Genomic DNA, 11,550 nt, shown 5'->3' on the forward strand with positions numbered 1-11,550 from the left:
CGACGACAGGTAGAAGGTCCCCACCGTTTTGCCAACCTGCACACCCGAAACGCCGTGCAGGTTGGCAAAACGGTGGGGAAGTTCGCGGGTTCAGCCGTCGGAGTGGGTGCGCCTGAAGACGCGGCCGCCGATCCGCAGGCCGAGCAGCGCACCGTCGTCGGTCCGCAGGAACTCGGCGGGGAACCCGCGCCACACGCCGTTGCGGACGCGGAACAGGTCGCCCTGTTCGCGGCCGAGCTGCAGGCCGTCCGGGTGGACGTCCGGGTCGTGCTCCGATTCGAGCCGGATCACCAGACCAGAGTCCTGCGACCGGACGGAGATCCGCTCGTCCGGCCCGCCGATGTGCGGCACGACGTAGCTGCCCACCAGCGCGGCGACGGTCGCGGCGTCGACGTCCGGCTGCAGCTGCGGATCGTGGAATTGGATCCCGGCGTACTCGGCGAGCAGCTTCTCGGTGAGCGCCCGGTGCAGCGGCTCGCCGGCGTCGGCGTTGGTCAGGACAACCGCGGCGAACCGCGCTTGCGGCACGAACAGCCCGACGGACGCGCTCCCGGAGAGCCGCCCCTCGTGGTAGACGAGGTCGGCGCCGGGGTGGTGCACGATGTGCCAGCTCAGCCCGGCCGAGGCCGGGCCCGCGCCGACCGGCACCAGCTCGGTGAACATCCGCCGGCGGGTCGCGACGGTGATCGGGCCGCGCTCGTCGTCCGACATCCACCAGCGCAGCCACGCCAGCTGGTCGGCCGCAGTGGAGATCAACCCGCCGGCCGGGTTGGCGCAGCGCGGCACCAGCCCGGACATCGCGGGCGCGGAGATCGACTGCTCGGCGAAGAACGTCGACGACGTCATACCGAGCGGTTCGAGGATCGTGCGCCGGACGTGCTCCTCGTAGACCTCCCCGGTGACGACCTCGACGATGCGGCCGGCAACGACGAACCCGCTGTTCGCGTAGGAGAAGGTGGTGCCGGGCGGCAGCACCTGCGGCGCGTCCTTCATCGCCACGACGTGCGCGGCGAGCGCGCCGTCACCGCGGTCGCCCTCCCCCGGGATGTCGCCGATCCAGCCGACGGCGTGGCGCAGCAGGTGCCGGACCGTCACGGCCTTGCTCGCGGCCTCGTCGGCGACCCGGAAGTCGGGCAGGTAGGTGCGCACCGGGGCGTCCAGCTCGACCTTGCCCGCCTCGACGAGCGCGAGCACCGCGGTCGCCGTGAACGGCTTCGACATCGACGCCACCGGGACGCGCGTGTCGACCCGGAACGGCGCCGCGGGATCGGTGCGGGCCTGCCCGTAGGCCGCGAGGACCGTCTCGTCCCTGTGCGCGATCCCGACCGCGCAGCCCGGGCACCCGTGCTCGGCGAGCAGGCTCTCGACCGTCTCGGTGATCTCGTGCATAGGTCGACTATCCCGGTGAGCCACCGCTGATGCCCAACCGCCGCGGCGCCGTCCACGCGACGGCCGCAGCGACCGCGAAGAGGCCCGCCGCGCCGAGCACGCCGACCCGGTAGCCGCCGACCAGCTGCGCTCCGGCCGAGGCGGTTGCGACCAGCGCCAGCACCGCGAGGACCACCGCGGCGCCCAGCTCCTGCGCGGAGTTGATCAAGCCGGCGGCCGCACCCTGCTCGCCGGCATCAACTCCGTGCGACGCCGCGACGAACGTCGGCGCGTACGCGGCGGCGCTGCCCAGAGCCAGCAGCAGCATCCCGGGCAGCACGTCGAGCCAGTACGTGCCACCCTCCGGCATGCGGGCCAGCAACATCGCGCCGGCCGTGAGCAGGACGAGCCCCGTGCCCAGCAGCCGCGCGACGCCGAAGCGTCCGGTGAGCCGGGCGGCGAGCGGCGACAGCACCAGGATCACGAGCGTGACCGGGGCGAACGCCGCGCCCACCGCCAGCGCCGAGTACCCGAGCACCACCTGCAGGTACAGCGTCAGGAAGAACAGCGTGGCACCGAGCGCGCCCGCGTTCAGGAACAGCGTGACGTTCGCCGTGCGCACGCCGGGCAGCCGCAGCAGCGCGAACCGGAGTACCGGCGCCGGCTGCCGCCGCTCGACCAGCGCGAACACCACGAAGAGCACAACCGCGGCCGCTGCGAAGATCGGCGCGCCGGCGCCCGCCTCGCTGATCGAGGTCAGCGCCAGGATCGACGCCGCCAGCGCGGCCGTCAGCAGCAGCGCACCACCGACGTCGACCGGCTCCCGCACCCGCCCTGCGTCCTTGACCAGCACCGATGCGAATACCGCGATCACAACCAGCCCGATCGGCACGTTGATGAGGAAGATCCACCGCCAGCCGAGGATCTCGGTGACGGCACCGCCGACGAGCTGCCCGGCGATCGCGCCCGCCGAGCCGACGCCCGCCCACAGCCCGAGCGCCCAGTTGCGCTGGGCGCCCTCGGCCAGGCTCGCGGTGATCGTCGCGAGCGCGTTGGCGGAGACCATCGCGGCACCCACGCCTTGCAGCGCGCGGGCGGCGAACAGGTGCCAGTCGGCCTGCGCGACCCCGGCCAACACCGATGCCAGCACGAACAGCCCCAGCCCCGCGAGCAGCATGCGGCGCCGACCGGCCAGGTCGCCGAGCCGGCCGCAGACGATCAGGAGGCTGCCGAACGTGAGCGTGTAGGTGATCCCGACGAGGTGCACGCGGCTGTCCGGGACGCCGAGATCGGCCCTGATGGAGGGCACGGCGACGTTGATGATCACCACGTCGAGGATCAGCATGAACTGCGCTGCACAGAGCGCCAGCACGGCCGTCCGCGCCGTTCGGGGCAGGGTTCGCACGATGTCTCCATTAATTCTACGACGTAGATTTTCGAACGGAACCCTACGCCGTAGGATGCGGGCGTGCCAACCGATGTGACGAAACCTGCGAAGCGCCCCGGGCGGCCGCGCCGCGACCAGCCGGGGCTCACACGGCAGGCGATCCTCACCGCGGCGCTCGCGCTCGTCGACGAGCACGGGCTGGACACCCTGAGCATGCGCAGGCTGGCCTCCGAGCTGGGCGTCGACCCGATGTCGATCTACCACCACCTGCCCAACAAGGCCGCGATCGTCTCCGGGCTGGTCGGCGAGGTGTTCTCACGGATGCCGTTGGAGCTGCCCGCCGGGACGTGGCAGGAGCGGGTCCGCGCGTGGGCCGAAGCCTACCGCGGGCTGGCTCGCGCGCACCCGAACCTGGTGCTGCAGATCGTCACCGACAGCGCCGCGGTGTCCGAGGCGGCGATCGCGATCAGCGAGCCGCTCTACGCCGCGCTCGACGCCGCCGGACTGGCGGCGGCCGAGGTCATCGCCGCGGCCGACACGATCGTCGACTTCGTCAACGGCAACGCGCTCGGCGCCGCCGCCCCCGGCGGCCCGGACCAGCTGGCCGAGCGCCTGGCGGCACGGGACACCGACGACCCCGACGACGCCGACACCGCCCCGACCATGCGCCGGGTCCACGCGGCCGGCCGCGTGACGGCGGGCTTCGACGCGGGGATCGAGATCATCCTCCGCGGCCTGCGGCGCTGAAGCGCACAGAAGCGTGCGTCCCGCACAGGTTGCCTGGAAAGCCACTTTCCAGGCGCCACAGGCCGGGAAAGTGGCTTTCCAGGCACTCTCCGCACGCGAGCCGCGCGCCGGTGGCTCGGCCTACGTGAGGGGGATCCACTCCACCGAGGTCGTGGCCTCCGTGAGCCGGTCGGGGTCGGGCGTCACGCCGATCCCCGGCCCGTCCGGTACGGCGACGTGCCCGTCGACCAGCACGAACGGCTCCGTGATGTCGGCGGCGTAGTACCGGTCCGACGCGGACGTGTCGCCGGGGAGGGTGAAGTTCGGCAGCGCGGCGAGCGCGACGTTCGCGGCCCGCCCGATGCCCGTCTCCAGCATCCCGCCGCACCAGACCGGGATCCCGTTTGCGGCACAGACGTCGTGCACGCGCCTCGCCTCGAGGTAGCCGCCGACCCGCCCCGGCTTCACGTTGACGACCGTGGTGGCGCCGAGCGCGATCGCGTCGGCGGCGGCCCGCGCGGAGGTGATCGACTCGTCGAGGCAGATCGGCGTGCGCATGTGCTTGGCCAGCTCGGCGTGCCCGCGGATGTCGTCCTCGGGCAGGGGCTGCTCGACGAGCAGCAGGTCGAAGGGGTCGAGGCGGGCGAGGTGGCGGGCGTCGGCCAGCGTGTAGGCGGTGTTGGCGTCGACCTGCAGCAGGATATCGCCGAACCGTTCCCGCACCGCACGCACCGGCTCGACGTCCCAGCCCGGTTCGATCTTGAGCTTGATCCGCAGGTAGCCGGCATCGAGGTAACCGGCGACGGCGTCGAGCAGCTCGGGCACCGAGTTCATGATCCCGACCGAGACGCCGGCCGGCACGGTCTCCCGCACAGCGCCGAAGTAGCTGCCGAACGACGTGCCGGCCCCCCGCAGCTGGGCGTCCAGCAGCGCCGTCTGCAGCGCGGCCTTCGCCATCGGGTGGCCCTTGATCGTCTCGAAGATCGGCTCGACCTCGTGCGCCTGCGCGCTCGGCAACGCGGCGACGCCGGGCACCAGGAACCGGCGGATCACCTCGGCCGCCCCGTCGACGTGCTCGCTGGAGTAGAGCGGCGCGCTCATCGCGACGCATTCGCCCCAGCCCTCCGCGTCGGCCGTCACGGCGCGGACCAGCAGCACGTCACGCGCGTGCTCCACACCGAACGACGTGCGGAACGGCGCCACCAGCGGCATCGCGACCCGACGCAGCTCCACCCCGGTCAGTTTCATGTCCACCATCCTCGTCAGCCGGCGACCGCGGCGTGCCGGGCGACCGCCTGCTGGTCGGTCAGCACCGCAACCTGATCGAGCACCACTCGCATGCGGGCAGCCGCGTCGCCCGCCGCGGCCCAGTCGTCGGTGAAGACGGGGTCGAGCGTGTCCGGAGCCGAGGCCAGCAGCGCCGCCGCCAGCTCGGCCAGCAGCTCGCGCTGGCGCGCCTGCATCGTGAGCCGGTCGGGGTCGCTCATCACGTACCGCAGCGCGACCGCCTTCAGCAGCGCGACCTCCGCGGCGGCCTGCGGCGGGACGACCAGATCGGCCGCGTAACGCACCAGCGGCCCGTCACCGTGCTCGGCGCGGGTCGCGTCGGTGGCGGCGACGACGAACCGGCCGACGAGCTCGCTGGTCAGGCGCTTGAGAGCGATGTGGCCAGCCGCGGTCGCCGTCGCGGCGGCGAACCCGCGCACCTCGGCGACGTACGGCAGCACGAGCAGCGCCTCCGCGGCCTCGGCCAGCGCGTCGGGGTCGGCGCCGAAGTGCTTCGCCGCGAGCTGCATCAGCACGTCGCGCTCCGCGGGCGAGCCCAGCGCGGCCAGGTCGATGCGGCCCGCAAGGATGCCGTCCTCGACGTCGTGCACCGAGTAGGCGACGTCGTCGGACCAGTCCATCACCTGCGCCTCGATGCAGCGCCCGTCCTCCGGAGCGCCCTCGCGGACCCACGCGAAGATCTCGGCGTCGGCCGGGTACGCGCCGTACTTGCGCTCTCCGTCGCGGCGCACCCACGGGTACTTGCACGCCGCGTCGAGCGTCGCCCTGGTCAGGTTGAGCCCGCTGCCACCGATCTTGGGTTCGAGCCGGGTGAGGATGCGCAGCGTCTGCGCGTTGCCCTCGAACCCGCCGCACGCGGCACCGAACTCGTCGAGCGCGCGCTCGCCGTTGTGCCCGAACGGCGGGTGGCCGATGTCGTGGGCGAGCCCCGCGGTGTCGACGACGTCGGGATCGCAGCCGAGCTCCTCCGCCATGCCGCGGCCGATCTGCGCGACCTCCAGCGAGTGCGTGAGGCGGGTCCGCGGCGCGCCGCTGACCTCGGCACCCTCGCCGGGCCCGACGACCTGCGTCTTCCCGGCGAGGCGGCGCAACGCGGCGGAGTGCAGCACCCTGGCGCGGTCGCGGGAGAACGCGCTGCGCGCCTCGCGCCGCCCCGTGCTCTTGGCGGGCTCGGGGAGCAGGCGCGCGCGGTCGTGATCGGTGTACGGGTCGGTCACGGTCAACCGAGGCCGGGCCCGCTGGAATCGACCGAGGCGTGGGTGAGCCGGTAGTAGAGCAGCGCGGCGGTCTCGCGGACGATGTAGCGGGCCTGCGTCTCCCGGGTCTGCACGACAGGGCCGCTGCGCGTCGGTGACGTCCACGCGCTCAGGCCCGCGTCGCGGGCCATCGTGCGGGCGCGCAACGAGTGCCACGGATCGCTCACGAGGAGCGCGCTGTGCCAGCCGTCCTGATTCGCGCGCGCCGCAACCGCCTTCAAGCTCTCGAGCGTGTCGGAGCCCTCACCGACGGCGATGACGTCACGCGCGGGGACGCCACGGTCGATCAGGAACCGCCGCCCGGCCTCCGCCTCGGTGTACGCGTCGCCGGCCCGGCCGCCGCCTGCTGTGACGATGCGCGGCGCGAGCCCCGACCTGTACAGCGACTCGGCGTGCCGCAATCGCGAGGCGAAGATCGAGCTCGGGTCGCCGTCGTACTGCGCCGCGCCGAGCACCACAACCGCGTCGGTCGGCACCCGGTCGTCGAACCGCGCGACCTGCCACACGCGGAACGCCGTCCCGCCCACCACCAGCACCCCGAGCAGCAGCCCACCTGCGATGACACGCAGGAACCAGCCGCGCACGCCGGGGCCGTCCGGTATCGGGGCAGCATCCCGCCGCGCGCCGCGCAGCGGCCGCGTCGGTGCCTCCGAATGCCGGGTACTCACGTCTCGCCCCCTCGAACCGTTCCTCCGATACTGCCAGTTCGCCGGTCGGATGCCGGTCAGGTCCCGATCTGCCCCTTCGTGTCGGCGAGCGGAACCGCCGCTCGACCGGCCCGCGCGGCGATCACCTGCGCGACGATCGACACCGCCGTCTCGGCCGGTGTGCGGGCACCGAGGTCGAGCCCGACCGGTCCACGCAGCCGTCCCAGCTCGGTCTCGTCGAGGCCGGCGGCCAGCAACCGCTCCCTGCGGGCGGCCTGCGTGCGGCGGGAACCGAGCGCACCGATGAAGCCGCGCCCCCGGCGCAGCCCCTCGATGAACGCGGCGTCGAACGACGGGGCGTGGTCGAGCACGACCAGCACGTCGGCGTCGGAGAAGGCGGCGACGGCCTGCGCGGTGGCTTCCGGCTCGGACTCGTGGCGCACCGACCAGCCGAGCAGACCGGCCTGCGCGGCCAGCGCCTCCCCGATCGCGCCGGCGCCGGCGATCAGCACCGACGGCACGGGCACCCACAGGTCGAGCAGGAGGTCGTCGACCCGTTCCGTGGTGGTCGCGCCGCGGCGGAGCAACTGGCGTGCGGTCGCCGTCGCGGTCTCGTCGAGCGCGGGCGACCCGAGGCCGCCCGTGACGGACTCGAGGTCGGGGCCGGCGAGGACGAGCGCGGCCGTCCCGTCGCCCGTCGAGACCAGCGCGGCCGGGACGCCCCCTTCGAGCGCCGCACCGAGCGCGGCGGCCTCCGGGGCAGGGAGCGGGTGGGCGAGCAACGTCGCGCCGCCCGCGCACGCCAGCCCGGCAGCGAGCGCGGCCGGCTCGCTGACGTGGGCCTGCGTGGTCGTCGGGGAGCCGGACGCCGTTGCGGCAAGCGGGATCGCCGCTTCGTCCAGCGCGCCCCGGTAGAGCACACCCGCGACGGCCCCGGACGCCGTGCCGGCCAACATCTGCCCGCTCTCGACGGTCCCGAACCCGTGTCGCTCCAACACACGCACGACCCCGACCCCGTCGCTCGCCAGCGACTGCAGTGCGGACCCGAGCTCGCGAAGCGTGGTGTTCACACCGGCAAGCCTAAGCGCCCACCCAAACTTCCCCACCGTTTTGCCAACTTGCACGCCTCTGGAGGCCTGCAGGTTGGCAAAACGGTGGGGAAGTTTGCGTCAGCCGACGTCGAAGGCCGCTCTGATCCGCGCGGCCACCGGTGCGAAGTGCGGTGGCAGCTCGTCCCAGACCCATCGCACAACCGACATCCCCATCGCCCGGATGCGGTCCTCTCTCAGCTTCTCCGCCACCACGACATCACGAACGTCAGCACCTTCCGCCTCCGGGACGCCGTACTTCACCATCCCGTCGAACTCTCCGACTGTGCGGAAGCCCGGCCACCAGAAGTCCACGATCGAGGTGGTTCCGGCGACCGGGTGCTGCAAGACGGGCGGCGGCAAACCGGCCCGGCTGATCGCCAGGCGACTTCGGGTCTCCCCCGGGCTCATCGAGCCGGCATCCGCGAACTCCACCAGCCGGCGAGCGCCCGCGATTCCCGACCGGTTGGCACAGCGACCGAGCTGTTCCTGCAGGAGTTCTGGCGACGTCATATGGCGGTGCAATGCCGCGTCCGCAGGCACGAGAGCCCGCTCGAACGACTCCGTGCAAGCAAGATCGACGATCGTTCGAGCGACCGATGTCACGACGACGCCATCGATCGAATCGACCTCTTCGTCGGCCAACATCGATGCGTGGACGTGCAGGAGCGCGGAGATGCGCCCGCCGGTGCGGCGACTGCGGGTGACGTGCACCCGACCGAGCGCAACCTGCCACAGCGGAAGCCCGTGCAGGACGGCTGCGGACACGTGACTCACCACCGAGTCCGGCGCGATCTTGCTCACGGTCGTTCTGGTCAAAACGGCGTGCTTCTCAACCGGATCACTCAAGCGAGGATCGTCGGGCTCGAGGTAGACGCCGGGCCGCACTGTCGCCAAGGCATCAGCTGCGCGCAGCCGACGTAACTCGCCGTCGCTGACGCCGGAGGCACGCAAGACGGGTCGATGAGCTCCATCACGAGGGTTCGGATCCATGGTGGACAGCGTGCCGCCCGTCCCTCGATCGCGTGGCCGAACGGCAAATCCCGCCTCGGATCAGCGAACTTGCCCACCGTTTTGCCTACTTACACGGCCTACAGGGTGTGCAGGTTGGCAAAACGGTGGGGAACTTCGACGCTTGGTCGAGCGTTGAGCCCGTGAGTGTCCGCGCACGAGACAGGATCCATGGACCCGTCAGACAGTACCGGCACCGTCCTGGCAGGACGGTCCGCTCGATGATCGAATCATTGCTCTCCATCGGCTTCGGCGTACTCGTCGTGGTCGTGATCACCGCGTTCACGGGCTATTTCGTCGCGCAGGAGTTCGGCTACATGGCCGTCGACCGCGCGCGGCTGAAGGCCACCGCCGTCGCGGGTGATCCCGTCGCCGAGCGCGCGCTCGCGATCACCGGCCGCACGTCGTTCATGCTTTCCGGCGCCCAGCTGGGCATCACCGTCACCGGGCTGCTCGTCGGTTACGTCGCCGAGCCGCTGATCGGCGACGGGGTGGCCGCCGCGCTCGGCGGGTCCGGCGCCGCGGTGGCGGCCGGGACGGTGTTGGCGCTGCTGATCGCGACCGTCGTCCAGATGGTGTTCGGCGAGCTGTTCCCGAAGAACCTCGCGATCGCCCGCCCCGAACCGGTCGCGCGGGCGCTCGCCTTCTCGACCACCGCGTACCTGGCCGTCTTCGGCTGGCTGATCACGCTGTTCGACGCGGCGTCCAACCTGCTGCTGCGCGCGCTGCGCATCGAGCCCGTGCACGACGTCGAGCACTCGGCCACCCCACGCGACCTCGAAGCGATCATCGACGAGTCGCGGACCAGTGGCGAGCTCGACCCGGACCTGTCGACGCTGCTGGACAAGATGCTCGACTTCACCGACCGCACGGCCCGCGCCGCCATGATCCCGCGGCCGCGCGTCACGTCGATCGGCGCCGAGGAGACGGTCGCCCACCTCGTCGACGTCATGGCGTCGGGGCATTCCCGCCTGCCCGTTCTCGGCCAGGGCGCCGACGACGTCGTCGGCGTGATCTGCCTGCGCGACGTGCTCGCGCTGGAGGGGCAGGACCTCGCCGCCGTACGGGTCTCGGACGTCGCCCGCCGCCCGGTGCTGGTGCCCGCCTCGCTCCCGCTCCCCGTCGTGCTCGACCGCCTCCGCGAAGCGGACGACGAGTTCGCCTGCGTCGTCGACGAGTACGGCGGTCTCGCCGGGGTGATCACGATGGAGGACATCGCGGAGGAGCTGGTCGGGGAGATCACCGACGAGCACGACCCGGCCGGCGCCGACCGCCCGCGCGGCGGCGACGGCACGTGGACGGTGCCGGGCTCGCTCTCGATCGACGACACCGAGCGCCTGATCGGCGCCGAGCTGCCCGCCGGGGAGTACCAGACGATCGGCGGGCTGGTGATCGACAAGCTGCAGCGCCTCCCCGGCGTCGACGACTCCGTGGAGCTCATGGTCGCCACGGACGGCGACGAGGAGCAGCTGCTCACGGTCACGGTCTGCTCCGTCGAGCGACGTGTGCCCGGGTCGGTCCGGCTGGCGGTGCGCGGATGAGCACGACGTTCGCAATCCTGATCTCGGTCGGGCTGGTCGCGCTCAGCGCGTTCTTCGTCGCGGTCGAGTTCGCGCTGGTCGCAGCGCGGCGCTACCGGCTGGAGGAGGCGGCAGCGACCAGCGCGTCGGCACGCGCCGCGCTGCGCAGCGCGAAGGACCTCTCGCTGCTGCTCGCCGGCTCGCAGCTGGGCATCACGCTCTGCACCGTCGGCCTCGGTGCGCTGGGCAAGCCCGCGGTCAAGGAGCTGCTGCACCCGCTCTTCGGCGGCCTCGGTGACACCGCGGCCACCGTCATCTCGTTCGTCATCACGATCGCCGTCGTCACGTTCGTGCACCTCGTGGTGGGTGAGATGGCGCCGAAGTCGTGGGCGATCGCGCATCCCGAGCGGTCGGCGACCCTGCTGGCGCTGCCGATGCGGGCGTTCATGGTGGTCACCCGGCCCGTGCTGGTGGCGCTCAACGGTGCGGCGAACTGGTGCCTGCGGCGGGTCGGCGTCGAGCCCGTCGACGAGCTGGGCTCCGCCCGCAACCCAGCTGACCTGCGTGAGCTCGTCGAGCACTCGGTGGAGACCGGTGCGCTCGACGCCGCCGAGCGCGACCGGATCGTCACCGCGCTCGACCTCGACGTCGCACCGCTGCGCGAGATCGCCCGCCCGCGCTCGGAGATCGTCAGCGTCGCGCCCGACGCCGACGTCGCACAGATCCGGGAGGCCGCACGGGCCAGCGGCCACCTCCGGCTCGTCGTCGCCGACGGTCCGGCCCGCCCGGTCGGCGTCGTGCACGTGCGCGACGCGCTGGTCGCGGCCGCGGGCACGACGGCCGCGGACCTCATGCGCCCGCTGCCCACGCTCGACGCCGGCACTCCGATCCACGACGCGCTGCGCGTCATGCGCGAGCGGCGCAACCACGCCGTGCTGGTGGCCGAGGGCGACGTGCTGCTCGGATTGGTGACGATGCAGGACGCCCTCGACCGCCTGCTGCCCGCCTGAAGCCCCGATCAGGGGCTCCCTGCGGCAGGCCGACCGGTCCTACGATCGCGCAGCATGAACGCCCTGCACCCGGCCGAGCTGGACGACACCGCGCTGGCCAAGGTCCGCGCGCTGGAGGAGCAGCTGGGCTGCCCGCTGGTCGCCTACACGCCGGAGACCCCGTACGCGCCGCTCACCGACGACCAGGTCGCGGAGCTGCAGCGCGCCGAGGCCGAGCTCGGCGTGCAGCTGGTCGCGTACCGCCGCTAGC

The 11,550-nt window shown here is 72.6% G+C and carries 11 protein-coding genes; 4 read left to right on the top strand and 7 right to left on the bottom strand.

Going from position 1 to position 11,550, the window contains the following annotated elements; all coding sequences use genetic code 11:
- Window positions 1–90: 90 nt before the first annotated feature.
- Window positions 91–1,389 (bottom strand): serine hydrolase domain-containing protein, encoded by a 1,299-nt coding sequence (locus tag LL648_RS13780; protein ID WP_232662911.1) that lies wholly within the window; start codon window positions 1,387–1,389, stop codon window positions 91–93.
- A gap of 7 nt (window positions 1,390–1,396) precedes the next feature.
- Entirely contained in the window at window positions 1,397–2,773 is a 1,377-nt protein-coding gene (locus LL648_RS13785; protein WP_232662912.1) for an MFS transporter, read from the bottom strand.
- Window positions 2,774–2,836: 63 nt separating this feature from the next.
- On the opposite strand from LL648_RS13785, the gene LL648_RS45200 reads away from it, so the two are divergent.
- The gene (locus tag LL648_RS45200) at window positions 2,837–3,502 is read left to right on the top strand and encodes a TetR/AcrR family transcriptional regulator (protein ID WP_232662913.1); all 666 of its coding nucleotides are present in this window, start codon (window positions 2,837–2,839) and stop codon (window positions 3,500–3,502) included.
- Between the two features lie 120 nt (window positions 3,503–3,622).
- Here LL648_RS45200 and menC read toward each other — a convergent pair whose 3' ends face one another.
- From menC to LL648_RS13815, 5 genes are all read right to left on the bottom strand, one after another.
- Entirely contained in the window at window positions 3,623–4,729 is a 1,107-nt protein-coding gene (gene menC, locus LL648_RS13795; RefSeq protein ID WP_232662914.1) for an o-succinylbenzoate synthase, read from the bottom strand.
- Between the two features lie 14 nt (window positions 4,730–4,743).
- Window positions 4,744–5,985 carry a deoxyguanosinetriphosphate triphosphohydrolase gene (locus LL648_RS13800; RefSeq protein ID WP_232662915.1) on the bottom strand — a complete coding sequence of 414 codons (1,242 nt, stop codon included), beginning with the start codon at window positions 5,983–5,985 and terminating at the stop codon, window positions 4,744–4,746.
- A gap of 2 nt (window positions 5,986–5,987) precedes the next feature.
- The gene (locus tag LL648_RS13805; protein WP_232663096.1) at window positions 5,988–6,608 is read right to left on the bottom strand and encodes a YdcF family protein; all 621 of its coding nucleotides are present in this window, start codon (window positions 6,606–6,608) and stop codon (window positions 5,988–5,990) included.
- Window positions 6,609–6,748: 140 nt separating this feature from the next.
- On the bottom strand, window positions 6,749–7,741 hold the full coding sequence (locus tag LL648_RS13810; protein WP_232662916.1) for an XdhC family protein: 993 nt from the start codon (window positions 7,739–7,741) through the stop codon (window positions 6,749–6,751).
- 99 nt (window positions 7,742–7,840) lie between these two features.
- Window positions 7,841–8,752 (bottom strand): hypothetical protein, encoded by a 912-nt coding sequence (locus LL648_RS13815; protein ID WP_232662917.1) that lies wholly within the window; start codon window positions 8,750–8,752, stop codon window positions 7,841–7,843.
- Between the two features lie 239 nt (window positions 8,753–8,991).
- Here LL648_RS13815 and LL648_RS13820 point away from each other — a divergent pair, with 239 nt between their 5' ends.
- From LL648_RS13820 to LL648_RS13830, 3 genes are read left to right on the top strand one after another with little or no spacing between them, the layout of a single operon-like run.
- On the top strand, window positions 8,992–10,311 hold the full coding sequence (locus tag LL648_RS13820) for a hemolysin family protein (protein WP_232662918.1): 1,320 nt from the start codon (window positions 8,992–8,994) through the stop codon (window positions 10,309–10,311).
- Window positions 10,308–11,300, top strand: a complete 993-nt coding sequence (locus LL648_RS13825; protein WP_232662919.1) for a hemolysin family protein — start codon at window positions 10,308–10,310, stop codon at window positions 11,298–11,300. The genes LL648_RS13820 and LL648_RS13825 overlap by 4 nt, the downstream gene beginning before the upstream one ends.
- A gap of 54 nt (window positions 11,301–11,354) precedes the next feature.
- Entirely contained in the window at window positions 11,355–11,549 is a 195-nt protein-coding gene (locus LL648_RS13830) for a hypothetical protein (RefSeq protein WP_232662920.1), read from the top strand.
- The last annotated feature ends 1 nt before the right edge of the window (window position 11,550 follow it).

The organism is Pseudonocardia sp. TRM90224, assembly GCF_021245725.1.
In the GTDB taxonomy this organism is placed as follows: domain Bacteria; phylum Actinomycetota; class Actinomycetes; order Mycobacteriales; family Pseudonocardiaceae; genus Pseudonocardia.